The sequence below is a fragment of the Dyadobacter sp. HNCC25DJ184 genome (assembly GCF_056895215.1).
This window is the reverse complement of the sequence record NZ_JBXHAQ010000006.1, coordinates 191,309-216,543: the sequence shown is the minus strand read 5'-3', so window position 1 is coordinate 216,543 and position 25,235 is coordinate 191,309. Positions and strand designations below refer to the sequence as shown.

The following is a 25,235-nucleotide window of genomic DNA, read 5'->3' as shown; positions in this document are numbered from 1 at the left end:
TTTTCCATATGGTGAGTCAAAGTGTTCGTTTTGCATCGGTTGCATTAATTGCAGCCACTATTTTATCCAGTTCTTGTAGTAAAACAAGTGAAACCACTGAGATGTCGGATACCACAAACATATCCGGTCGGACGTTCGTCTTTGGCGATGACCGTCCGTTTGCCCAGTGCCACGCATCGACGTTGGTGAGATTGGACGACGGTCAATTTTTGGTGGCATGGTTTGGCGGGACAGAAGAAAAAAATCCTGATGTAGGCATATGGCTTTCAAAAGGAGCGCCAGGTCATTGGAGTAAACCGATAGAGGTTGCCAAAATTCGCGAAGATGCGCATTGGAATCCGGTACTTCAAAAGGCCGGAAATAAAGTATATCTGTATTTTAAAGTCGGGAAGGAAATCGCGCAATGGGAAACCTGGGTGAAATCATCAGAGGATGGCGGACAAACCTGGTCGGATGCATATGAGTTGGTGAAGGGAGACAAAGGAGGTCGTGGACCAGTAAAAGATAAATTATTGGAACTATCGGACGGAACTTGGCTGGCCGGGGCGTCTAATGAAGTAAAAAACTGGGAAGTGTTTGTGGACAGAAGCGAGGACAAAGGGAAAACATGGACTGCATCCAATTATTTTGCGATTGATACCAATCAGATTAAAGGGAAGGGTGCCATCCAGCCGACTCTGTGGGAGTCAGCTCCGGGCAAAATTCATATGCTGATACGCACTACGGGTGGCGTTATTGGCCGAAGCGATTCGGAGGACAACGGCAAAACATGGAACAAAATCTATTCAACAGGAATACCAAACCCCAACAGCGGAATAGATCTGGCCAAACTTGCGGATGGAACACTGGCGTTGGTTTATAATCCTGACAATAAAAACTGGGGTTCAAGATCACCTTTGTCATTGTCTCTTTCGCACGATAACGGCAAAACCTGGACAGATAAGATCAATCTTGACAAGGGAAGCGAAGATGACGAGTTTTCATATCCGGCCATCATTTCATGGGGAGATTCAGTTGCGGTAACCTACACATGGAACCGTCAGAAAATTGCTTTTTGGAAAGGTGATCAGGGTAATATCAGGAAACTGGCGGAGAAGCAGAAATGATTTTGCTGGGCCGGTTTTTGGCATGCCGGGTTTGGTCGGGGGTTGTCAGGAAGTGGTCATTTGCGAGGTAAGTGAAGCTTTGTCCCGAAAGTTTGGGCCTGTTTTTAGACTCGCTCAATAGTATGAATATAATGTCGGCGAATTTATCGCCGGCATTATTTTTATTCCATATAGAAAACTTCCTGCAGTGGTGTACTGACGGGTGAGTTGTCGGGGTTGGTTTCCATCACGTCGGCCATGAATTTCCACCATTTCTGAACAATCTCCGTCGATCCCAAATCTTGCGAAGAGCCTGAACCATCCAGTTTCTGAACAGCAAAGAGAATATTGGTTTCTTCATCCAGAAATATCGAATAATCGCTCACGCCATTGTTCTTGAGTAGCAGTTTAAGCTCAGGCCATATCTCATCATGCCGTTTCTTATACTCGGCAACTTGACCTGGATTAAGTTTCATTTTAAAAGCAACACGTTTCATGAGCTGGTAGGTATTAGTGGTTAGCTTTTAGTTTTTCTAAGTTATTTAATTAAAAGTAGAGGTTAGGGGAGTTTTTCGGTGCGTTACACTGTGCATTTTTTTCTGCGTAACTCAGCGCATCACTCTTGTAACTCCGCGTTTGAAGCCAAAAAACTAATACCCAATACCTAAAAGCTAAAAGTTCCTTTTCCTACCCTTCGAGTATAACTGAGGTGATATATGGTTTTAAAACCAAGATATTCACGCTTTGCTCAAATCCTATGGAAATCAATAGAAGGGAATTTATTCAGCAAGCAGGCTTCGCGGCTTTGCAATTGGGATTAATCACTTTTGTCTCGCAAAATGCTCTGTCATATCCAGTTAAAACCGGACAACTGGCCAGGAGTTTTCCCGAGGCTGAAGGCGTTGCTTCCGCTGGTATTCTGGATTTTGTCAAGGCTGTAGAAAAGGCAAAATTGAATGTTCACAGCCTGATGGTTTTACGCCACGGTAAAGTGCTGGCAGAAGGCTGGTGGGCACCATATGCCCCCGATCTTAAACATACCCTTTATTCTCTGAGCAAAAGCTTCACATCATCGGCTATTGGTCTGGCGGTGGGAGAGGGCAAGATCAAAGTGACTGACAAGGTGATATCGTTTTTCCCTGAATCTGTTCCTGCTACGATCAGCGAAAATTTGGGCAAGATGCGTATTCAGGATCTTTTGACCATGTCTACCGGACACGACAAAGATTCTACTCCCTCGTTGCGAGGTACTGGTAAACCCAACTGGATCAAATCATTTTTGGAGTTGCCTGTTGAACATGAACCCGGGACGTTCTTTGTATATAACAGCGGTGCGACCTACATGCTTTCGGCTATTATTCAGAAAGTTACAGGTGTTACTTTGATTGAATATCTCACCCCGCGATTATTCAGCCCGCTCAATATTACCGGTATGGACTGGGAAGTTGATCCGAATGGAATCAATACCGGTGGCTGGGGATTAAGGGTAAAAACTGAGGACATTGCCAAATTTGGTCAGCTATATCTCCAAAAAGGTGTGTGGAACGGCAAGAGAATTCTGTCGGAAGCATGGGTAAATGACGCTACGTCGAAGCATATTATGTCAAAAGGCGGCTCCCAGCCTGCCGAGGAAAATGACTGGCAACAGGGATATGGATATCAGTTTTGGAGATGCCGCCACAACGCATATCGTGGCGACGGAGCATACGGACAATATTGTATAGTCATCCCGGAGCAGGATATGGTGATTGCAATGACGAGTGAAACGGGGGATATGGGCGCGATATTGAACGAAGTCTGGAATCATATTTTACCTGCCGCAGAAAAAAATGCAGTAAGTAAAGATGCCTCTTTGTCTGCCGGTTTAAAAACCAAATTGAAGTCGTTGGCATTGCCGTTCCCTGAGGGGCAAAATTCCTCGGGAATTGCTTCAAAAATAAACGCACGCAATTTTAAAATCGACAAGAATACAATCGGTATCACCGATGTGGCATTAGCCTTCGATAAAGATTTGTATAATTTCACCTTTAAAGACGAAAAAGGATCCCATACAATTAAAGGAAAAATTGGGCAATGGTATGAGAATAAATCAGACGTCTCTACAATCCCCATCAAGCTTGTAAGTACCCCGGTACCTGGCGAAACGCTGACAAAAATTGCTGCCAGCGGCGCGTGGGAGGGCAATTCTTTCAACATGGTATGGCGATTTATTGAGACTGCCCATTATGAGATAATTACCTGTCATTTCGAAAATCCGGGCGAAGTTAAAGTGGCCTTCAAACGCAGTATCGCTATATTAACCAATGCAGCCGACCCGCGTCCTGAATTGGTTGGGAGGGTAATTGCATAAATCGGGTCTGACCTCATGTAATATTGCTTCTCCTAGTAAAAAATCAGCTATTTTGCCTTTTCATTTAAAGCTATCAAGCAATTAACATAAATCAATTAACATGAAGAAGATTAGTTTTCTATTGCTGTTTGCCCTTTTTATTTCAGGTGCCTCGCATGCGCAAAAGCTGAGAGGCTTGGACAAGAGTCCACGTGATGTGGCTTATTTCCCTGATAATTTTGCACACGATCGTAAGGATGGCGAAAAGCCGTTAGTTAAAGTAACTTATAGCCGTCCGTACGTGAAGGGCAGAGAAATATTTGGCAAACTAGAGCCCTTCGGAAAAGTATGGAGGGCCGGTGCTGACGAATCAACAGAGATCAAATTGTATGCAGATGCCACCATTGGCGGCAAGAAAGTGAAGGCTGGAACCTATTCGCTTTTCGCGATTCCCGAGGAAAACGAATGGACCATTATACTGAGCAGCGACCTGGATTACTGGGGTGCTTATAAATACAAAGAAGCAAATGATGTGCTCAGAGTAAAAGTACCGGTGAAATCAAAAAATGCGGATTTGATTGAGAACTTTACGATCCAGTTTGCTCCAAAGGGTACAAATGAAGCTACTATGACTTTGGGGTGGGCCAACACTTTGGTGGACGTTCCTTTCAAATTTTAAGTATCCAAACCAAATTCATTTACAACGTAGCCGGAGGTTTTTCTTCCGGTTATTTTTTTGTCTGGCATCATTATTTGGAGATACGAGTCAAATCTTTAACATAATTGCCAACAAAATGAAGACTGGGAATATCATATATCTGCTTGGATTTGCCACAAGTTTCTGGGCCTGCAATGGAAACAAACAAGAATCACGTGTAGAATCAACACCGGATACCGTTGTCACAGAAGTAGACAGCGCACTTTTACCTGCACCGTTTGCTAGTAAATCCGTAACACATAATCCCAAGATATTGGGCTGGGAAGGGGGTGGCGTACCCATTGCACCTGAGGGTTTTACGGTTTCAAAATATGCCACCAACCTGAAAAATCCAAGATGGGCATATGAAGGGCCAAATGGTGATGTATTTATTGCGGAGTCCGGTACTAAGAAAAGTGCAGATCGGATCACAATACTTAGGGATACTAACAAGGATGGAGTCCCCGAACTTCAGGAGATATTTGCAGAGAAGCTTAATAAGCCATTGGGAATGCTCATTCTAAAAGATTACTTCTATATAGCGAATACCGATGGTCTCTATCGATATCCATATCAGACCGGCGAAACGAGGATTACGAAAAAAGGGGAGAAGATATTGGATCTTCCTGCTGGTGGATATAACAATCACTGGACAAGAAACCTGTTGGTGAACAGCGCAGGAACAAAAATTTACGTCTCGGTGGGTTCCGCAAGTAATGTAGCGGATCATGGAATGGACGAAGAAAAAAGAAGGGCCAACATCCTCGAAATTAATCCAGACGGAAGTGGAGAAAAAATATTTGCAAGCGGATTGCGAAATCCGGTTGGTATGGACTGGGCGCCTGGCAGCAACGAATTATGGACGGCTGTGAACGAAAGGGACGAACTCGGTGATGAGCTTGTTCCTGATTATATTACCAGTGTGAGACCTGGTGGATTTTACGGCTGGCCATATTCCTATTATGGACAGAATGCCGACCCGAGAATGAAAGGTGAAGGTAAAGATCTTGTAGCCAAAGCACTGGTGCCCGATGTACCTATGGGTTCACACACAGCTTCCCTTGGTTTGGCATTTTACGACAAAACCAAGTTCCCAGCCAAATATAGAAACGGTGCATTCGTAGGTCAACATGGAAGCTGGAATCGCTCAAAATTGTCGGGATACAGGGTTGCATTTGTTCCTTTTGCTAACGGCAAACCGTCGGGAAAGCCGGAGAGTTTTTTAACTGGTTTTGTAAAGGATGAGGATAACGTATTTGGCCGCCCGGTCGGTATCACGGTTCTTGATGATGGGTCAATGCTGGTTTGCGATGACGCCGGGAATACGGTTTGGAAGGTTAGTGTAAAGTAAAAATCGGTTTGTAATTGAAAGGTGGATATGCTTAGTTAGGCATATCCACTTTTCAATTTATTTATTCATATCTCCCGAAAATCGAAGTGGCAGTATGTCCTCCGAAACCGAAGGTGTTATTTACAACGTAATCGACTTTTTGATTAATGCTCTTTCCGGTGATAATTTTCACGCCATCCGGAATGTGCTCATCCAGATTAGTTGTGTTGATCGTCGCGGGAATAACCTGGTCCCTGATGGAGAGGATACTGATGATACTCTCAACGGCTCCTGCCGCACCCAGCAAATGCCCTGTCATAGATTTTGGGGCTGTAACAGTTACTTCAAGGTCTCCGAAAGCTCTTTTGATACCAACCAATTCACTAATATCCCCAAGGTTCGTCGAAGTTGCGTGGGCATTAACATAGTCAATTTGACTTGCTTTCAGGCCCGCGTCGTCCAATGCCTTCGTCACCCCAAGGTATGCACCTAATCCATCTGGTGGTGTGCCCGTAAGGTGATATGCATCTCCTGCCATACCGCCGCCTACAATTTCTGCATATATCCTGGCACCGCGATTCAGAGCATGATCGAGTTCTTCCAATATCAAGGCACCAGCACCTTCGCCCATCACAAATCCATCGCGATCTGCGTCAAAGGGCCGAGAGGCACCTTGCGGATTTTCGTTGTTTTTAGACAGAGCCTGAGCAGAGCCAAACCCACCAATAGAAGATTGGGTGATCGCTGCTTCCGAACCTCCTGCCACCATAATCGTGGCTTTCCCTAATCTTATAGTGTCAAACGCACTGATAATAGCGGTATTTGACGATGCACAAGCGGAAACTGTGCAATAGTTAGGGCCATGCAATTTATGCCTGATCGAGATGACGCCAGCAGCAATATCCACGATCATTTTAGGAATAAAATACGGATTAAATCTCGGTGTCCCGTCGCCGTTGTGAAATTCCTTAAGTTGTTCTTCGAAAGTGCCGATACCGCCGTTTCCGGTAGCCCATATCACCCCAACTTCGAAACGCTCTTCCTGGGACATCTGAGAAAAGTCCAGTCCCGCGTCCGCAATGGCCTGATCGCTGGCGACAATTCCATATTGAGTGAAAAGGTCATATTTTTTCAACTCCTTTTTATCAATGAAATCTTCACCCTGAAAACCTTTTACCTCGCAGGCGAAGCGGGTTTTAAACTTAGAAGCATCAAATTTTGTCAAGAGACCTGCGCCACTTTTACCTGCCACAATGTTGGACCAAAATTCCTCCACATTATTGCCCAAAGGTGTGATGGCTCCAAGCCCTGTAACTACTACTCGTTTCATATGAATTTAATGATTACAAAAATATACCGATCGGTATTAAACCAAACAATAGTCTATCAACAAAAGGTTCATATGCCTTTATGAAAATGAAACTGCAAAATTTGCCGATCATTTAACTTGCATATAACCAATTGATTATAAATTTCAATTTTCTTTTACAGCCAGAAATTCTTCGAGAATTTTAACAACTCCGTCATTATCATTACTGTCAGCACTGAAACGCGCCACACTTTTTGCCTCGGGATGTGCATTGGCCATTGCGTAAGAATAATATGCTTTTTGCAACATTTCGATATCGTTCAGATAGTCGCCGAATACCATCGTTTCCTGTTCTGATATTCCGTAGAGGTTTTGCAGCACTTCCATTGCCCTGCCTTTATTGGCATCTAAATGGGAAATGTCAAGCCAAATGGGACCGGAGACTTTTACTTTAAGTTTATCAGAAAGATGCTTAAAATATGGATAGCTGTTCTTTTCGGAGCCCGCAAGGTCGCATACCGTGAATTTCAAAAAGTCGTCGTTCGTAACCTTCAGTAGATCTTCGACGATTTCAAATCTCTCAAAATACAATTGCAAATGTTCAATAAAAGCAGGTACGGAACTTTCGACATACGCTTTCTTTTTTCCACAAATGATCGTGTAAGTATCTGGAATTGACCTCGCAATCTTTACTAAATCAAAGACAATTTCTTTATCGACGGCCTGAACGTGGATTTCCTGATCACGATAAACTACGTAGCTACCATTTTCGGCCGCAAAAATTACGTCGTCTTTTATCTGATCCAGGGTTTTAAGAAGGTTGTAATATTGCCGGCCACTGGCGGCAACAAACTTGATATTCTTTTCTTTTAATTGTTCAAAAATGGAATAAAATGACTCACTCACTTCATGTTCAGAGTTCAAAAGTGTTCCATCCATGTCCGTAGCGATAAGGCGGACTTCATTCATATTCATAAGCATTTGATAGCGCGAGAAAGGAACAAAAGTACTGCATAATAACTTGAATATTTGTATTTTTTTAAGTTTGATGCGCTTTCTACGAACCATGATGAGGCTCGTGCTGTTAAAAATCTAAATGTTTTTAACGATATGCGGATTTCGAAATACTATGCGGCAGGCTTGCTAGCCTTTGTTATCTGGGGCTTTTTCAGTCTGGCTCTCAAACCACTCCACCACTATCCTTCGCTTGATATACTTTTTTATCGGGTATTTATGTGTGCCGTCATTATGGCATTCATTAGCATTTTTATTCGCAGAAGCATTCTGAAAACCAACATCCATATTTTCAAAATGAAGAGTTCGGGAGAGAAGAAGGCGGCACTTTTCCAGATTCTAATAGGAGGCATATTGTTGACAGCCAACTGGTTCTTTTTTATATATGTCATGAATAATGTTAGTATTAAAGCAGCATCATTTGCGTACTTGGTCTGTCCGATATTGACTACAGTCATTGCATTTTTTGTGTTAGATGAGCAGTTGACGAAAATTAAATGGACTGCTGTTATGCTGAGTATAGGAAGTTGTATTCTGTTGTCTTTCAATAATATAGCCGATATCGGATATAGCTTGATCGTTGCTTCATCCTACGCTTTTTACCTTGTGAGCCAAAGAAGGAATATCGGTCTGGACAGATTTCTGGTTTTGACACTTCAGATTCTTTTTTCAACAATGATTCTGCTTCCGTTTTATCCTTCGTATGCCGCTGAGCTTCCGACGGAAAGTGTCTTCTATGAACTGATTTTCGTAATCGCGGTAATATTCACGATCATCCCTCTTTTTCTGAATCTATATGCCTTGCAGGGAGTTAACTCGTCCACGATGGGTATTCTGTTGTATATCAATCCATTGCTGAATTTTATGATCGCGCTGCTATACTTCAACGAGCCGATCAACTCATTTCAAATGACGGCATATACACTCATATTGGTGTCGATAGTGATATTCAATAGTCAGCAGCTGCTGGCGAAGCGAAATAGTGCGTTGGCAAAGTAATAGCGTGAGCTCTTAAACCAAAAGAGCCGGCTTTGTCTTGAACAGGCCGGCTACTTCGTTAACTAGTGTGGTAAGTGTCAATGTCCGCCAACGGTGGCAACGTCTTTAATCCCTTTGGTTTCTACCGTGATATTTCGGCTTGGTGCCGAGTGCTTTTTAAAATCCTGAATGATTTCCAGCACATCATAGTCAATATTCAGAGATCTTGAACCATCAATAATAACCTTCGAATTATCAGGCAGAGCATCTAACGAAGCTCCAATACTGCCTTTGTTCAGGAAAGTTACTTCTTCCGACAAAATCAAAGTGATGACTTCACGGCTTTGCTCTTTCTCGCGTTTGTACTGATAAGAATGAATATAGTTTTTCCTCAATATGAAATAGATAGCTACTACCATTCCGATTGCAATACCTTTCAGAAGATCTGTCGCAAGGATAGCAATTATTGTAACGGCAAACGGTACAAATTGCTCGTATCCAAGTTTAAACATGCCTCGGTAGAGCGATATCTTGGACAATTTATAACCAACGATTAGCAAGATAGCTGCGAGCGAGGCAAGCGGGATATGGTTCAGCAACGTCGGTATTGCTAATGCGGATATCAAAAGTATGACGCCGTGGGTTACCGTAGCTAATTTTGTCCTTCCGCCCGCTTCGACGTTAGCCGAACTTCTTACAATTACCTGTGTGATAGGCAGTCCGCCAATCATCCCTGATGTGATATTACCAACTCCTTGAGCGATAAGCTCACGATTTGTAGGCGTGTTCCTTTTGTAGGGATCCAGTTTATCTGTCGCCTCAACGGATAGTAACGTTTCCAAACTAGCTACCACGGCCAATGTAACGGCAACGGTGTAAGTAGCAGGTTTGGTAAAAGCAGTCCAGTCAGGTGATTTGAAAAAGCTAAAAAATTCGCCCAGGCTTTGTGCCACCGGGAGTTGAACCATATGGTCGCCTGACAGGGCAAGTCCGGGAGCAAAAGTTTGAAAAGCAAGATTAAGCAACACCCCAAATAACACGACGAATAAGGCACCGGGCAGGAATCTGAAAAGCTGTATGCGTTTCATAAACGGACGGTCGAAGAGTATAAGGAGGGAAAGTGAAACGGCTGAAATAATGATTGCTCCCCAGGTACTGTATTTCACAGCATTGAACAATTCGGTAAAAGTATTCTGACCGTCTTTCTGATTAAAGGCTTCATCGCCCATGAAGTCGGCGTCATAACCAAAAGCGTGGGGTATCTCCTTTAAAATAAGCGTGATACCGATTGCTGCGAGCATTCCTTTAATCACGGATGACGGGAAATAATATCCTATAATCCCTGCTTTCAAAAGTCCGGCAACGACCTGTATTATGCCTGCTATAACCACGGCGGCAAGGAAAGCTTCAAAGCTTCCCAGGGTATCGATGGCGTTCAAGACAATGACTACCAAGCCTGCTGCGGGGCCAGCCACACCGAGCGAAGATCCACTGATGAGGCCTACTACGATTCCACCAATCATCCCGGCGATGATGCCCGAAAATAGCAGATCAGGTCGGCCGGTAGATGCCAGAGCCACCCCGAGACAAAGTGGAAGGGCAACCAGATAAACGACCAATCCGGACGGGATATCGTATTTTAAGTTGGCAAATATGCTTTTTTTATCAGCGGAACTTTGCATCGGTTTCTTATTTGAGTTTGTTTGTTAGAGTTTGGTATCAAGCAGGCTGCAGCTTCTGATCCAAACGGAATACCTGATCAATTTTGCTAGTATCGCCCATTGTATATTTGAGATCTTTCATAATGCCGTTTTTAATGTCGTAAACAATCCCGTGAATCAACAGGGGTTGGTTAGTAGCCCATGCATTTTGAACAATGGATGTCTTACTTAGGTTATACACTTGTTCCCGCACGTTGAGCTCTACAAGTTTGTTGGCCCGTTCAGTAAGGTCTTCTATTTTTTCAAGCTCACGCTCATGCAGACGGTAAACATCTTTGATATGACGAAGCCAGTTGTCAATCAGGCCAACCTGTTTGTTTGACATTGCCGTCAGCACACCGCCACAACCATAGTGTCCAACAACCATGATATGCTTAACGCCCAGTACGTTTACGGAATAATCGAGTACGCTGAGCATGTTCATGTCGGTGTGAACCACCATATTGGCGATATTTCTATGTACAAAAATTTCACCGGGATTGGTCCCAGTGATCTGGTTGGCCGGTACGCGACTGTCTGAGCAGCCTATCCATAGAAATTCAGGATTTTGACCGTTGGCAAGTATGTCAAAAAAATGGGGATTGTCCTGGGTTACTTCCTTCACCCATTTTTCATTATTTGCGAAAAGTTGCTTATACGAGTTAATCATAAGTATTTAAGCTTAAGTTATGAGAAAATACAGCGAATATGGTAAATTCTGAAAACGGTCAAATGACAGTAACAGAAGTTTCCTGAAAAAATAATAATAAATAACAGCGGGTTTTATTAGCCTAATTCAGGCGGGGGGGAGAAGAGATTGCGATAAATCTCGTTATTGTAGTCAGTAGTATATTTAAATGCAGAAGTAGATGGCAACTCGAAGGCCTTCTTCTCCATACTGGGGAAGTAGGTTATCATCTGTTGATCATCTATTTTCTTCTCCAGCTCAGACTCAGAGCTTTCATTTCCACAGTTCTCAGAATCACACTTTTCAATCGATTTTTTTGCAGACAACAGACTTTGAACATTTGCAACTTTGCAAACGAGAAAGACTGAGAGTAATATGATGCAAAAATTTCTTAGCAATGTATTATGAGATTGAACTAATTATTTAACCTGAATTTCTGGATAAACGTTCGGATAGATTTTTTCTTGTCCTAACAATAAAAAAGGGATGCACTGAGTCATCCCTTTATCATATTATCTTCTCCAGCCTTTTTCATGGTTTTCCAGCCATCTCCCAACAAAGAGAGCTGAGCCTAGCAAAACTATATAGAAGGCTATCATGATGATGGTCATTGTCATAAAATCACCGGTTTACTGATTCAATAATTACAAAAATACTCAAAAATCGATAGCACGATGTACTTCGATCAAAAAATTATAAAACTCCTTTTGTCGACGGCATGAAATCCAATGCTTTCAAATCCCGGCGCACAGCCATTTTGATAGCCTTCGCAAACGCTTTGAATATACACTCGATTTTGTGATGCTCGTTCGTTCCTTCCACCTTGATATTCAGGTTGGAAAGGGAAGTGTCGGAGAACGATTTGAAGAAATGATGGAACATTTCCGTAGGCATTTCACCAATTTTTTCGCGCTTGAACTCTGCATCCCAGACCATCCAAGGACGGCCGGAAAAGTCGATAGCGACCTGAGCAAGCGCCTCATCCATAGGTAGTAAGTAACCATATCTGCTGATGCCACGTTTGTCGCCCAGCGCAATTCTATATGCTTCGCCTAACGCAAGTGCCGTATCTTCTATGGTATGATGTTCGTCGATATGCAGATCGCCCTGAACAGATATATTCAGATCTGCACCGGAATGGCGGGCTAATTGATCCAGCATATGGTCGAAAAATCCTAAGCCTGTATGGATTTCGGAGCGGCCGCTTCCATCCAGATTCAGATCAACACTAATCTGCGTTTCTTTTGTATTACGTTGAATATGAGCCGTTCGTGCTGGAAGTTTCAGATGTTCATAAATTTCATCCCAATCTTTTGAAATAAAAGAAACAGATTTTGAAATTTCGGAAGGAACCGTTTTGGCATGCTCAAGGTCCCCGATTAATATTGCTTTAGCACCCAGATTTGCAGCCAGTTGCACATCTGTAATACGATCACCGATGACATAGCTATTTGCAAGGTCATATTCTTCCGTCAGATATTCCGTCAGCATTCCGATTCCGGGCTTTCTGGTTGGTAAATTGTCTTCCGGGAAACTTCTGTCGATATGCACTTTGGTGAAATTAATGTCTTCACCCGTCAGTATCGTCATCATTTTATTCTGAGCAGGCCAGAACGTATCTTCGGGAAACGAAGTTGTCCCCAATCCATCCTGATTTGTAACCATAACAAGTTCATAGTCAGTTTCCTCCGCGATTTTTCGAAGATTTGAGATTGCCTTCGGAAGGAACTCAAGTTTTTCTAATGAATCAACCTGAAAATCGATGGGGGGCTCTATGATAATCGTACCGTCACGGTCGATAAATAGCACTTTCTTCATTTAGTAGTAATATTGAAATAATTATTAAGTCAAGACGAATGCATTTCCTATTTTTGCTCAAATTTCGCAAACAAAGTCGGATTGGGAAGCGATTTTACAGAAAAACCTAATACGGGAACATTTAACCGGTTATTTAAGCTTAATATCCATATACTTTAATTTAATCTGCAAAAAGGATGTTTACCGGAATAGTAGAGTCGGTGGGAGAAGTTATACAAATTATTGAATCGGGTACAAATATTACTTTCAGCCTCAGATCTGACATAAGCGAAGAGTTGAAAATCGATCAGAGCGTCAGTCACAATGGCGTTTGCCTGACGGTAGTGGAGATTGCTGGAGATCAATATATGGTTACTGCGGTTGAAGAAACTTTGAAAAAAACGAATCTCGGATCATTGGATATAGGAGACAAAGTGAATCTTGAACGGTGTATGCCGGCTAACGGAAGGTTTGACGGACATATTGTTCAGGGCCATGTAGACCAAACTGCTGTATGCACATATGTGGAGGAAAGAGATGGAAGCTGGTTGTACGATTTTGAATATGATCCTTCGATTGGCAACATCACTGTGGAAAAAGGGTCGATATGTATCAATGGTGTGAGTTTGACAGTATTTAATTCTACAGAAAATTCCTTCCGTGTGACGATTATTCCTTACACTTATTCTTTTACAAATTTTCATCAACTCGCTAAGGGTGACACAGTTAACCTGGAATTTGATATTTTGGGTAAATATATCAAACGAATAATGGGCGGATATACGCGTTGACGTATTGAGTTCCTGAATTATTCCGTTTAATTTTAATCACCATTTACATAGTAATTACGCAAATTCATGGCCAAAATAAGTACTCAGACCCGATCGGATCTTTTGATACATATTGGAATCATATTTTTAATCCTTCTCGTTTTCTTTCTGGGATTTTTCTTCGTCTATCTTCCGTTTACAACCAACCACGGTGAATCCATTACAGTACCCGATCTAAAGAAAAGAAGCGTTGTCGATCTGGAGGAATTTCTGGATAGCCGGGATTTAAGATACGAAGTAAGTGACTGTACTTTCGTTGCCAACGTGCCAGGATTGACCATTGTTTCGCAGTACCCGTTGCCAGGCGCAAAAGTAAAGGAAGGGCGTAAGATTTATCTTACAGTTGTACAGAATACGGTACCATTGATTAAGATGCCGAAGATCACGGATATGACTTTGAAAAGTGCGCAGATGGAGCTGAAGAGTAAGGGTCTGGAACAAGGTAATATCACTTATGAGCCTGATATGGCACAAAATGCGGTACTTAAGCAAATGTATAAGGGCAGTGAAATTTTGCCTGGACAGCTGATAGCAAAAGGTTCGAAAATAGATCTGGTACTGGGAGAGGGGCTTGGGACTGCACAGTTTGACGCGCCAAGTGTAATGGATATGCCACTGGATGAAGCGAAAATTGCGATCATTGGAGCGGGATTGAAGGTTGGTCAGCAAATGACGATCGATGCCAAGGAAGGACAGGCTGCGGGCGTCGTAGTACGTCAGAATCCTGAGGCTGGAACTAAGGTGAGGATAGGGGATGTAATAGATTTATGGATCACTCCTTCCGCGCCGGAAACGGAAGCCGCCGGTGCGACTGGAGATCAGTTTTAATTGTATGAAATGGCTTCGCTGATCATCGGAAACTCAGTTTGTTTCGTAAGTAAGTTGGAAGAAGTCAGGCGAAATTTGCAGTCTGGGGAGTTTGGAAGTGCACGGATATCCCCTATTAATCAGATTCAATTTTATATTAATTTTTTGAACTATGGATATTACTGTTGAAGAATTAAAAGAGCGTCTTGATAACGGTGAGGAACTTCACTTCTACGATGTTCGTGAGGAGCACGAATATGAGGAAGATAATTTAGGAGCGATTTTGATTCCGTTGGGTGAGCTGACTGATCATCTTGATGAACTTGCTGCTCTGAAAGATGAAGAAATTATCATTCATTGCCGCTCGGGTGCCCGTAGCGGAAAAGCGGTTACCTTTTTGAAAAGCCAGGGTTTTTCAAATCCAAGAAATGTAATCGGAGGGATCTTAGCCTTTCGTGAACTGGAAGAATCTGAGCTTTAATAAAGTCAGTACTGGTTGTGAAATCATGTTTCACAACCAGTTTCTATCCTTCTATTGTAATCACTGCCCGAGTGCAAACTCCACCTACCGGGGGATTGAATTTCGAAACTTTCACCAAAATCTTTTCGACAAGGGGATATTCCAGGCGGATATCATGAATTACCTTGAAACCGATGTGTTCTAAAAGCTTTGCGGGCTCCTTCATCACTTTTGAGGCAATGCTATAAATGGTCTCGTAGTTTACGGTTTCACTCAGTTTATCGCTTTGCGCGGCTTCTACAAAATCCGCAACAATTGTTATGTCTAACGCATATTTATTCCCGATACGTTGTTCCTCGGGGTAGTATCCGTGATATGCAAAAAATTCAAGGCCTTCTAAGGAAATCGTTCCCAATCCTGATGTAATTAGTGGATTTAAATATTAAAACAGCTGCTGATTTACCTCAAATATATCAGATCTGATCAAAAAAGGATCCTCCTCCGGTCTTTTTAGGAGCAGCTTTCTCAGGTGGTGTATTTCTTATTCTATTATATTCGTTTGTCGCGTCCCGAGCCTTTTCTGCATTCCTATGCATTTCTTCCAGAGCCTCGTTGGCTTCATCAGCGGCACTTTTCTTTTTAGGTTCTTCGGCAACCACCGTTTCGGCCACTACCTCTTCCACCGGTTCCTCGATAACCTCAATTTCCTCTTCAAGCGGTAATTCAACTTCGTCCTCAATTACAATTTCTTCTTCAATAAGAATTTCGTCAATTTCAGCTTCAGGTTCTTCGCTTTCAACAATCTCAAAAATCACCTCACTCTTCACCTCTTTTTCTGGTTCAATTTCCAGAGCAGGAGTCGAGTCTACTACATTTGGGGTATAGACAGCCTTTTTCGGAATTTCTATTTCAGAAACATGTTGTCTGATTTCCTCCATCTTGTTTAAAACGGAAGCTTTGTCATATTTCTGCTCAAATCGTTCAACGGTCTCAATTGTATTGTTAGCGAGAGCAGTCAACTGAACTACCAGATTGTCTCTGAAGTTTTCGATCGCTTTGAAATCTCTTTCCTGCTTCTTGATTTCAGAACCAAAATCTTCTTTAAGTCTTTTTAACCGGTCTTCGGTTTCTTTGATTACTTGATTTGTACGGTTTTCAGCCTCAAAAACAAGTTGATCCGCTTTCAGCTTTGATTCCTGAATTCGCTTGTCAGCATCTTCTATCGCCTCTTTTTCAATTTGTTTGCTGGCGTCTTCCGCAGTTTTTAATGTACGGAAAAGGGTGGACTCGATATCTTTTAACTTGGCAAGCTCCTTTTCTGCATAGTCCAGCTGCATTTTGATCAGGTTTACCTCACTTGTCACACGCTCCCATTCCTGTGATATGGAATTGAGAAAAGCATCCACTTCATCGGGATCATAGCCTCTGAAAATTTTTTCAAACGTGTGCTTACGTATGTCTATTGCAGAAATTTTCATGCTGGTTTTTTCTTTGGTACTTGTTTATTAATGGCTTTGTAAGTTAAAGATATATGGGTCATATTTCAAAGTATTTACCAATATAACCTTTTTAAAAGTAATCTAAAACCTGATGTCCCAGACCGAGATCGTGCGGTCGTCGCTGCACGATACCAACTGATTCTCAAAGTTTGTCCATAGTAATTTGTTAACGGATGTACCGTGTCCTGCATATCTGGAACGGTCAATAATTTTTTTCAATTTAAAACTGGAAGCGTCCCATAATTTGATGGATTTGTCCATACTGGCGGTCGCAAAGTAGCGGGAATCAGGGCTGTAAACGATATGGTTGATTGCGTACATGTGAGCCGGAATGTCGTTTATAAGGATATATTGCTTACTAACATCCCATACCAGTAAATGCGCGTCTCGGCCGGAAGAGAGCAAATACCGGCCATCGGGAGAGTAGCAGACGGTAAATACAGAATTCGTGTGTCCTGTTAAAGTTTGCTTCAAAGCAAATCCATCGCGATCCAGAATATGAACCATATGGCTGCTATCACCAACGGCAATTTCATTACCAGAAGGACTTATTGCAATGCTCCTTATGCTTTTGTCCCCAAGCTTGATATGCTTTTGAACGGACATTGACGGAATATCCATTACCACCAGCACCCCATCGCCTAAGGCGATTAATGCTTTGTCGTCAACAATTTGAATATCGAAAATTGCAGCGCTTGCAATTTTGATAGTTTTGCTGATCGTATTCGTCGAGGTATCCAAAATTTGAATTCCTTCGTAATTTTGCCCGATCCAAAGTAAAGAGCGTTCCTGATCATAGCATATTGCATAGACGGATACCCCCGCCCGGGCTACCAGCTTGCCTAAGTCAGGTTTTTGCTGGTCCCACTGAATGATGAAACCGTCGCCACCGGCAGAATAAAATCCGTGGTCGGTATTGTCTGAAACGATAGTATAAACACTGTCCCGGTGACCGGAAAAAGTATCTATTTTGTGAATATGCATGTAAGTTGAGTTCTCGGAAAATTTTAAACAGAAATAATATGCCGCTCGTTCATTCGGAAATCATTCATGACAATACTACATTGTTTATCTGGAAATTGGAGGAAACCGAAGCCGAACTTTGCGAAAAACTGGGCAGTCAATTCAATTTTGAGGATCTTACCACGATATCACATAGCCAGAAAAGAAGAGAATGGCTCGCCAGCAGGTTGCTGATTCAATTGTTAGTCGAGAAACTGGAGATTGCTTATCACGGCACCCACAAAGATGAACACGGAAAAGCATTTTTGGTGAACCATAATTATCATATCTCGCTGACACACACGCTTGAATATGTAGCTGCCGTCATCAATCCTACATCGGCAGTGGGTATTGATATGGAAAAAATGGATGAAAAACTTCAAAGGGTAGCCCACAAATTTTTGTCTCCGCCTGAGTTTGACAGGGCAAATAATCAAGTTGATTCGTTGTGTATTTATTGGTGCGTTAAAGAGGCAGTTTACAAACAATATGGCAAAAAGCAAATAAGCTTCAGAGACTGCATATTTGTTGAACCTTTTGATAGTCAGACCGAAAACGTGAAAGCTACCCTCACAGATGAAAACCTGATAATTGATTCAAAAGTTGCCATTAGATGGATTGGGAAACATTGCCTGGCTATATCCTGCTAACGCTATTCTTCAAGATTATCCAAAGTTGACTTCAGGATTTTCTCAATTTCGTGCATCTTCTCGTGCTCGCTCGTTTTTTCGTAAGAAAGCAAAAGATTTCTGAGTACGCGCTGAATAATCTGCAGATTGGTACACGGCTGGTAAAAAATCTCCTTTGGCTTAATATTGAGCTGGGCGATATAGTGGTCTATATCCTTGTTTGAAAATATAATTCCGCGACTGAAAACATTCACATAAAATTGCGACTGGTCGTCCTTGTAGGTCAGCACAAACAGGTTGGGCAGATTCACGCCATATACCGGGATTCCAAGTTTTTGAGCAATGAGAAGGTATATCACGCATAACGTAATCGGATTTCCCTTCCGGTTTTCTAAAACGACATTGATCATCGAGTTGGAAGGCGAATGGAAATTTTTAGTATTCGCCGAGAAATTCATAGGTCCGAAAAAGATGCTGTTGATCCTTTTAATTTGATCAACTGCGTTCATTTCCTCCTTAAACTGAATCCATATGTCGTAATATAGTTGCTCGATCTGTGTTGTCAGTTTTTCAATGGTAAGATCCGGATAATGGTAGGTAGCTATAATCCACATGCCTTCCAGTAAATTGATACCACCTCCATTTTTCCACTCCTGAAGGCGTTCCATCAGGATACTTAGTTGAAGCTCATGGATCAGCTCTTCTATTTTTCGTTGGATATTAGGATTGAAGCTCTCTTCCCATTCCGATTCCAGGAAAGGTATGATACCACCTCCCAAAGACATGATTTTCTCCTCAACGTGCTCACTTACTTCATGATCCTCGTCATCCAGTAATGATACCAATGCTTTTATTTCTCTCTTGTTCATAATCCCACTTATCATCTTATTTCAATGGTCGGATAAATAAAAACATTTTTTTTTTATCCGACGTCAAATTTTCTACTTTTGCCCGTAAAAAAATTGTAGTTTGAGGGGTTTACGTAGCAAATCGATTCTGCCCAAAGTGAGTTCTGAATGCTGAAAGGAAGTACTTTAGGTTTCAATTATATCTTATAATTTTATCCAGGTTAAAAATTTTTTTATGAAAATTCTTGTAACGGGCGGGGCAGGGTTTATTGGGTCACATACAGTCGTTGAACTACACAATGCAGGTTTCGAACCAGTTATTCTAGATAATCTTTATAATTCGAACAAAGAGGTTCTGAATGGTATTAAGCAGATTACCGGTAAAGACTTTCCTTTTTATGAGTTTGATTGTAATGATATAGATAAGGTAAGAAATCTATTTAAAAACGAAAAATTTGATGGCGTTATTCACTTTGCTGCATATAAGGCGGTAGGCGAATCTGTAGAACAGCCATTGAAATACTACGAGAATAACATCAACTCTCTGCTGGTTCTTCTTCGTGTTATGAAGGAATTTGATGTGACCAAATTTGTGTTTTCATCGTCATGTACTGTATATGGCCAGCCGGATGCGCTGCCGGTTACGGAGGCTACGCCAAGAAAACCGGCGAATTCGCCATATGGAAATACCAAGGCGATAGCAGAAGATATCATCCGCGATCATGTTCATTCGAAAGCTGGATTGAAAGCGATATCACTTCGATATTTCAATCCGATAGGGGCTCATGAGACGTCGCTGATAGGGGAGTTACCAAATGGTGTGCCCAGTAATCTGGTGCCATTTATTACCCAGACAGCCGCGGGACTTCGTAAATCACTAACCGTTTTTGGCAGTGATTACGACACAGCAGACGGCACTTGCGTTCGTGACTTTATTCACGTAGTTGACTTGGCAAAAGCCCATTTGAAAGCACTTGAATTGCTTGATGAACAGGACGCAACTGACTTTTATGATGTGTTTAACGTCGGAACGGGAGAAGGATATACTGTGCTTGCGTTAATCAACACATTTGAAGAAGTAAATAATGTAAAATTAAACTATACGATTGGGCCTAGAAGAGCAGGAGACGTAGAGAAAATATATGCCCAGTCAGACAAAGTGAATACCGTAATGAAGTGGCATGCAGAAAAAACGATGGCAGATGCACTGCGTGACGCGTGGAATTGGCAATTAAAAATATCAAAGACTATATGAAGAAAATATTGATTACGGGAGGAGCTGGTTTTATTGGTTCACACGTTGTTCGTCGTTTTGTCGTCCATCATCCTGAATACCATATATATAATCTCGATGCGCTGACTTACGCAGGAAATCTTGAAAACTTGCGCGATGTTGAAAATGCGGACAACTATACTTTCGTAAGAGGGGATATTACGGACGCTGAATTTATTTTTCGTTTGTTTTCAGAAAATGATTTCCACGGTGTCATCCACCTTGCAGCGGAAAGTCATGTTGACAGATCAATTTCTGATCCGATGTCTTTTGTAATGACTAACGTGATAGGAACAGTAAACTTACTGAATGCTGCACGGGCTTCATGGCATGATAAAACTGATCGTCGTTTTTACCATGTCTCAACTGACGAAGTATACGGTGAACTTCACGATCCGGGAACATTTTTTGTTGAAACTACCGCGTACGATCCAAGGTCTCCATATTCGGCATCGAAGGCTTCCTCAGATCACTTTGTCAGAGCATATCACAATACATATAAGTTGCCGGTAGTGATTTCCAACTGTTCAAATAACTACGGACCAAATCACTTCCCGGAAAAACTGATCCCGCTTATTATTCATAACATATTGAATAACAAGCCTCTTCCAGTATATGGAAAAGGCGAAAACATCCGTGACTGGTTGTTTGTGGAAGACCATGCGGTGGCAATTGATGTGATTTTCCATAAAGGCAAGGAAGGTGATACTTATAATATCGGCGGTCATAACGAATGGAAAAACATTGATCTGGTAATGATGCTTTGCGAGTTGATGGACAAAAAATTGGGTCGTGAAGCGGGTGAATCTGCCAAACTGATCACTTATGTTACGGACAGAGCGGGCCACGATTTGAGATATGCCATCGACGCTACCAAGCTTTCGGAAGAATTGGGCTGGAAACCTTCGCTTCAGTTTGAGGAAGGGCTGGAAAGAACAGTCGACTGGTATTTAAACAATCAAAACTGGTTAAATAACGTTACCTCCGGGGACTACAAGCGTTATTATGACTCAATGTATGTAAACAGATAGAAATGAAAGGTATTATATTGGCCGGCGGATCCGGCACCAGATTACACCCACTTACCCTCGCAGTCAGTAAGCAATTGATGCCGGTTTATGATAAACCGATGATATACTATCCATTGTCAATTTTGATGTTGGCTGGTATTCGCGAAATTTTGATTATTTCAACTCCACATGATCTTCCGCATTTTGAAAAGCTATTGGGTGACGGAAGCAGATTAGGTTGCAGTTTTACATACGCCGTTCAGCCAAGTCCGGACGGGCTGGCTCAGGCATTTATTATCGGAGAAGAATTTATCGGGAAAGAAAAGGTTGCGCTGATTCTCGGAGACAATATATTCTACGGTGCAGGTCTTTCCAAATTACTTCAATCTAATAACGACCCGGACGGCGGTGTGATATTCGCATATCAGGTCAACGATCCTGAGCGTTATGGTGTCGTGGATTTCGATGAGAACTTTGATGTGTTGTCGATAGAAGAAAAACCATCCAATCCTAAGTCCAATTATGCCGTTCCCGGTCTTTATTTTTACGACAACGACGTAGTTGAGATTGCAAAAAATATCCCACCTTCACCGCGTGGTGAACTGGAAATTACGGATGTAAATAAAGAATACCTGAAAAGAGGAAAGTTGAAAGCTGGAGTACTCAACAGAGGTACCGCGTGGCTGGATACCGGAACTTTTCAGTCACTTATGCAAGCCGGACAATTCGTTCAGGTAATTGAAGAGCGTCAGGGCTTAAAAGTGGGTTGTATTGAGGAGATAGCATTCAGGATGGGCTTTATTACTGCAGATGAATTGCGTGAAATCGCCAAGCCTTTGGTTAAAAGCGGATATGGCGTTTACCTGGAAAGAATATTGGCTAACGCATAATTGAAATGCCGTAAGGTGTTGAATATTAGATCTATTTCGATATGAACTTCCTTCCTGCCGGTATTGAAGAATATTGCGAATCGCATACCGAACAAGAAAGTGATTTGTTGCGGACTCTGAATAGGGAAACGCATGCCAATGTACTAAGTCCGAGAATGCTGTCCGGGCATATGCAGGGCCGGTTTTTATCGATGATTTCCAGAATGATCACACCTGAACGTATCCTGGAAATAGGCACTTACACAGGTTATTCCGCACTTTGTTTTGCGGAAGGGTTATCGGACAACGGACGGATTGTGACGATCGACGTGAACGAGGAGCTTGAAACGATGGTTCGGAAATATTTCGAAAACTCTCCATATGCTTCCAAAATTGACTATCGCATCGGCAATGCGCTGGAAGTAATTCCAGCGCTGACCGACACTTTCGATCTGATCTTCATTGATGCAGATAAATTGAACTATCTTGCATATTATAATCTTTGTCTTCCAAAACTTCGAAAAGGCGGTTTTATTATTGCTGACAATGTTTTGTGGAGTGGCAAAGTGGTTGAAAAAAAGGAAAAAACTGACAAGGATACCCAAGCTTTGCTCGACTTCAACCGGACAATTCAGGAGGACCCGCGAGTTTCAAATATTCTGTTGCCCATTCGAGATGGGTTAATGGTTCTGCAAAAACTTTAAGTCTGCAATTTTGACAAAGAATTTAAATTTTATGACCTCAAATTTCATCGCCAGGCTTTATGCGCTTGGGACTATAACACTGCTTTTCTTGTCTGTATCACGCTCTGTTATGGCTCAGGAAATTCCTGAAGTACCTGCGGAGGTCTCATTTGGAGGAATCACAGTCAAATTTGACAGAAGTGCTCAGGGTATCATCGAAGAGGATATTAAAAGTTTGATGAGCAATAAGAAATTCTGGGAAGAAAAAATGGATCGTGCGATTCTGCATTTTCCAATTGTCGAAGGAATTTTGATGGATGAAGAAGTACCGATTGATTTCAAATATCTGGCGGTTCAGGAAAGCTCTTTCAAACCTGAAGGAGTTTCAACTTCCAATGCCGTAGGATATTGGCAAATGAAAGCCGAAACGGCCAGAGAGCTCAATCTTCGGGTTGATAATGAAGTTGATGAACGTAAAAATTTAAGCTCTTCTACACATGCTGCAGCATGGTATCTCAAAAAGAACAATCAGCAGTTTAATAACTGGGTGTCTACTTTGTATTCATATTACAAGGGAGCAGGAGATGTGAAGAAGCTCGTTCCTGCCAACTGGGCATATGCTCGCGAGGTAACACTGACTGGAAAAACAGACCGATATGTGTTGCGCTTCTTTGCGCATAAAATAGCGTTGGAGGCTGGTTTAGACAGATATCGCAGTACCAACTCACTGGTGCTTTTTGAATCGCCATATGGAAAAGGTCAGACTTTCGACCAGGTTGCGCAGGCATTAAAAGTCAATGTTCAGGATTTACAGGCATATAACAAGTGGTTTAAAGGAGATGTATTTCCTTCGGACAGAGAATACTATATTACAGTTCCATCTGCTTCCAATGAAGTGGCGGAGGTGAGAAATAAATTGATAACACCAGCAACGCCGGCAGCTATCGAAAAGGGATATGACGCCTCAGGGTTTCCTTTGCTGAAAAAGACAGCCGGGAAAACTTCCGCAGGACGTCAACTTTACGAGATCAACGGCTTGCCAGGTATTGAGGCGATCGTTGGAGACCAACCTAAAGCTATTGCCAGTGCCGGAAACCTTAGCGGCTCGCGATTTATGCGTTTCAACGACATGATCAAGGATACGCCACTAATTCCGGGTAAGGTTTATTATTTGGCAAAAAAGAATAAAAAAGCGGCTGTGCCTTTCCACACTGCCAGACCAGGAGATACCTGGCAAAGCGTCTCGCAGGATTATGGTATTCGTTTGGTTAATTTGCTGAGATATAACAGGACGATCAGCAGAAATTATCCAATTCAAACTGGTCAGGTTCTTTGGTTAGCGGAAAAGCGCCCGCGTAACGAGCCTGTTAAAATCGTTCCTCCAAAAACGACTCCTCCGACTACACAGCCTATCGAACCTGCCTTAGCGACGAAGGGACAATCGGCTGAGCCAGTTGCCGTAATAACTGCTCCTGCAACAACAACTGAAGTTCCAAAAAATGCCTCTGGCAGAAAGAAATATAGTCCGGTTTTAGTCGATAAAAATGCACCAGCTCCGGCTGCCGCAACAGCGGTGGTGACTACGCCGGAAAATGAGCCGATATCTACTACACCATCAAAATCAGCGCCTAAAAGTGCAAATGATGACAAAGTTGTGGTAATCAGCCAGGATAGCCAAAACTCGGAAATGAACGAAACGGCTAACCCATCTCTTTATTCAAAATCTAGCTCAAAATCTGCTAAAAATAGGGCAGTAGCAACAGCAGCTTTGCCGAAGGAAACTTCAGGAACAATCCACACAGTATCGTCTGGTGAAACGTATTTTAGTATAGCAAGAAAGTATGATATACCAGTCCGTGATTTGTTGGCAATGAACGACCTAAGTACAAGCAGTACGCTAAAAGTGGGTCAGGAACTGAAGGTTATAAGTGGCGCAGCTCAGCCTGTTAAGGAGGAAAGGGGCAGCCAGCCAGCGAAAACCACAACGCCCGTGGCAGTGGCGGAAACAGTGAAGCCAAAAGAAACCACAAGAGAAGCAAGCAAACCGGTTGCGGAATTCCATGTTGTTGAGTCAGGGCAAACCTATTATAGTATCTCAAAACAATTCGGACTATCGGTGAACGAATTATTGGCATTGAACGGTTTTAAAGGGACTGAAAAGCTGTCAGTTGGACAAAAAATAAGAGTGGCCTCCAATGGTAGGGGTAATGAAGTTATTTCTAAAATATCATCGGCGGGTTCAAATGGAGATGCATTAATTCATACTGTGGCAAGTGGAGAAACTCTTTTCAGAGTAGCTCAGACATACGGAACTTCGGTAGATGCGCTTAAAAAGTTAAATAATCTCTCAGGCAATAACGTGGTGGTTGGACAGAGGTTGAAAATACCTCAACAATAA

The 25,235-nt window shown here is 42.3% G+C and carries 24 protein-coding genes; 14 read left to right on the top strand and 10 right to left on the bottom strand.

All coding sequences use genetic code 11. From position 1 onward, the window contains the following. Positions 1-8 precede the first annotated feature (8 nt). Positions 9-1,106 (top strand): sialidase family protein, encoded by a 1,098-nt coding sequence (locus AC1XUD_RS11555; RefSeq protein ID WP_483361153.1) that lies wholly within the window; start codon positions 9-11, stop codon positions 1,104-1,106. Between the two features lie 161 nt (positions 1,107-1,267). Here AC1XUD_RS11555 and rhaM read toward each other — a convergent pair whose 3' ends face one another. Further along, positions 1,268-1,582, bottom strand: a complete 315-nt coding sequence (gene rhaM, locus AC1XUD_RS11550) for an L-rhamnose mutarotase (protein ID WP_483361152.1) — start codon at positions 1,580-1,582, stop codon at positions 1,268-1,270. 260 nt (positions 1,583-1,842) lie between these two features. Here rhaM and AC1XUD_RS11545 point away from each other — a divergent pair, with 260 nt between their 5' ends. The 3 genes from AC1XUD_RS11545 (at position 1,843) to AC1XUD_RS11535 (ending at position 5,462) form a co-directional block, all read left to right on the top strand. Next, complete coding sequence (locus AC1XUD_RS11545; RefSeq protein ID WP_483361151.1) at positions 1,843-3,435, top strand: serine hydrolase domain-containing protein; 1,593 nt, start codon at positions 1,843-1,845, stop codon at positions 3,433-3,435. Positions 3,436-3,535: 100 nt separating this feature from the next. After that, on the top strand, positions 3,536-4,093 hold the full coding sequence (locus tag AC1XUD_RS11540) for a DUF2911 domain-containing protein (RefSeq protein WP_483361150.1): 558 nt from the start codon (positions 3,536-3,538) through the stop codon (positions 4,091-4,093). Positions 4,094-4,208: 115 nt separating this feature from the next. Continuing rightward, positions 4,209-5,462, top strand: a complete 1,254-nt coding sequence (locus AC1XUD_RS11535) for a PQQ-dependent sugar dehydrogenase (RefSeq protein WP_483361149.1) — start codon at positions 4,209-4,211, stop codon at positions 5,460-5,462. A 61-nt stretch (positions 5,463-5,523) separates the two neighbouring features. Here AC1XUD_RS11535 and fabF read toward each other — a convergent pair whose 3' ends face one another. After that, positions 5,524-6,771, bottom strand: coding sequence for a beta-ketoacyl-ACP synthase II (gene fabF, locus AC1XUD_RS11530; RefSeq protein WP_483361148.1), 1,248 nt, complete (start codon positions 6,769-6,771; stop codon positions 5,524-5,526). Positions 6,772-6,915: 144 nt separating this feature from the next. Continuing rightward, on the bottom strand, positions 6,916-7,719 hold the full coding sequence (locus AC1XUD_RS11525) for an HAD family hydrolase (RefSeq protein WP_483361147.1): 804 nt from the start codon (positions 7,717-7,719) through the stop codon (positions 6,916-6,918). A 60-nt stretch (positions 7,720-7,779) separates the two neighbouring features. Here AC1XUD_RS11525 and AC1XUD_RS11520 point away from each other — a divergent pair, with 60 nt between their 5' ends. Next, the gene (locus AC1XUD_RS11520; RefSeq protein ID WP_483361146.1) at positions 7,780-8,763 is read left to right on the top strand and encodes an EamA family transporter; all 984 of its coding nucleotides are present in this window, start codon (positions 7,780-7,782) and stop codon (positions 8,761-8,763) included. Positions 8,764-8,840: 77 nt separating this feature from the next. Here AC1XUD_RS11520 and AC1XUD_RS11515 read toward each other — a convergent pair whose 3' ends face one another. The 3 genes from AC1XUD_RS11515 to hisB form a co-directional block, all read right to left on the bottom strand. Then, entirely contained in the window at positions 8,841-10,424 is a 1,584-nt protein-coding gene (locus AC1XUD_RS11515; protein WP_483361145.1) for a SulP family inorganic anion transporter, read from the bottom strand. A 37-nt stretch (positions 10,425-10,461) separates the two neighbouring features. Then, positions 10,462-11,112, bottom strand: coding sequence for a carbonate dehydratase (gene can / locus AC1XUD_RS11510; RefSeq protein ID WP_483361144.1), 651 nt, complete (start codon positions 11,110-11,112; stop codon positions 10,462-10,464). A 711-nt stretch (positions 11,113-11,823) separates the two neighbouring features. Beyond that, a complete protein-coding gene (hisB, locus tag AC1XUD_RS11505; protein WP_483361143.1) occupies positions 11,824-12,948 on the bottom strand; it encodes a bifunctional histidinol-phosphatase/imidazoleglycerol-phosphate dehydratase HisB in 1,125 nt (374 codons plus the stop codon). Positions 12,949-13,124: 176 nt separating this feature from the next. On the opposite strand from hisB, the gene AC1XUD_RS11500 reads away from it, so the two are divergent. The 3 genes from AC1XUD_RS11500 (at position 13,125) to AC1XUD_RS11490 (ending at position 15,045) form a co-directional block, all read left to right on the top strand. Further along, a complete protein-coding gene (locus tag AC1XUD_RS11500; protein WP_483361142.1) occupies positions 13,125-13,718 on the top strand; it encodes a riboflavin synthase in 594 nt (197 codons plus the stop codon). A 66-nt stretch (positions 13,719-13,784) separates the two neighbouring features. Beyond that, positions 13,785-14,585: a PASTA domain-containing protein gene (locus AC1XUD_RS11495; protein WP_483361141.1), complete on the top strand. Its 801-nt coding sequence runs from the start codon at positions 13,785-13,787 to the stop codon at positions 14,583-14,585. 151 nt (positions 14,586-14,736) lie between these two features. Then, complete coding sequence (locus AC1XUD_RS11490; RefSeq protein WP_483361140.1) at positions 14,737-15,045, top strand: rhodanese-like domain-containing protein; 309 nt, start codon at positions 14,737-14,739, stop codon at positions 15,043-15,045. 43 nt (positions 15,046-15,088) lie between these two features. On the opposite strand, the gene folB is transcribed toward AC1XUD_RS11490, so the two are convergent. From folB to AC1XUD_RS11475, 3 genes are all read right to left on the bottom strand, one after another. Continuing rightward, complete coding sequence (gene folB / locus AC1XUD_RS11485) at positions 15,089-15,439, bottom strand: dihydroneopterin aldolase (RefSeq protein ID WP_483361139.1); 351 nt, start codon at positions 15,437-15,439, stop codon at positions 15,089-15,091. A 58-nt stretch (positions 15,440-15,497) separates the two neighbouring features. Next, on the bottom strand, positions 15,498-16,502 hold the full coding sequence (locus tag AC1XUD_RS11480; RefSeq protein ID WP_483361138.1) for a DivIVA domain-containing protein: 1,005 nt from the start codon (positions 16,500-16,502) through the stop codon (positions 15,498-15,500). Positions 16,503-16,604: 102 nt separating this feature from the next. After that, the gene (locus AC1XUD_RS11475) at positions 16,605-17,507 is read right to left on the bottom strand and encodes a WD40 repeat domain-containing protein (RefSeq protein ID WP_483361137.1); all 903 of its coding nucleotides are present in this window, start codon (positions 17,505-17,507) and stop codon (positions 16,605-16,607) included. Positions 17,508-17,545: 38 nt separating this feature from the next. On the opposite strand from AC1XUD_RS11475, the gene AC1XUD_RS11470 reads away from it, so the two are divergent. Continuing rightward, positions 17,546-18,175, top strand: a complete 630-nt coding sequence (locus AC1XUD_RS11470; RefSeq protein ID WP_483361136.1) for a 4'-phosphopantetheinyl transferase family protein — start codon at positions 17,546-17,548, stop codon at positions 18,173-18,175. Between the two features lie 2 nt (positions 18,176-18,177). Here the strand turns inward: AC1XUD_RS11470 and AC1XUD_RS11465 are convergent, their stop codons facing one another. After that, positions 18,178-19,023, bottom strand: coding sequence for a transglutaminase-like domain-containing protein (locus AC1XUD_RS11465; protein WP_483361135.1), 846 nt, complete (start codon positions 19,021-19,023; stop codon positions 18,178-18,180). 214 nt (positions 19,024-19,237) lie between these two features. On the opposite strand from AC1XUD_RS11465, the gene galE reads away from it, so the two are divergent. Genes galE through AC1XUD_RS11440 form a run of 5 tightly spaced genes read left to right on the top strand, consistent with a single transcriptional unit; the run spans position 19,238 to position 25,235 of the window. Beyond that, a complete protein-coding gene (galE, locus tag AC1XUD_RS11460) occupies positions 19,238-20,257 on the top strand; it encodes a UDP-glucose 4-epimerase GalE (protein ID WP_483361134.1) in 1,020 nt (339 codons plus the stop codon). Then, positions 20,254-21,306 carry a dTDP-glucose 4,6-dehydratase gene (gene rfbB / locus AC1XUD_RS11455; protein ID WP_483361133.1) on the top strand — a complete coding sequence of 351 codons (1,053 nt, stop codon included), beginning with the start codon at positions 20,254-20,256 and terminating at the stop codon, positions 21,304-21,306. The genes galE and rfbB overlap by 4 nt, the downstream gene beginning before the upstream one ends. Before the next feature lie 2 nt (positions 21,307-21,308). Then, positions 21,309-22,175, top strand: a complete 867-nt coding sequence (gene rfbA / locus AC1XUD_RS11450) for a glucose-1-phosphate thymidylyltransferase RfbA (protein WP_483361132.1) — start codon at positions 21,309-21,311, stop codon at positions 22,173-22,175. Between the two features lie 41 nt (positions 22,176-22,216). Continuing rightward, entirely contained in the window at positions 22,217-22,858 is a 642-nt protein-coding gene (locus AC1XUD_RS11445) for an O-methyltransferase (RefSeq protein WP_483361131.1), read from the top strand. Between the two features lie 31 nt (positions 22,859-22,889). Continuing rightward, positions 22,890-25,235: a lytic transglycosylase domain-containing protein gene (locus tag AC1XUD_RS11440; protein ID WP_483361130.1), complete on the top strand. Its 2,346-nt coding sequence runs from the start codon at positions 22,890-22,892 to the stop codon at positions 25,233-25,235.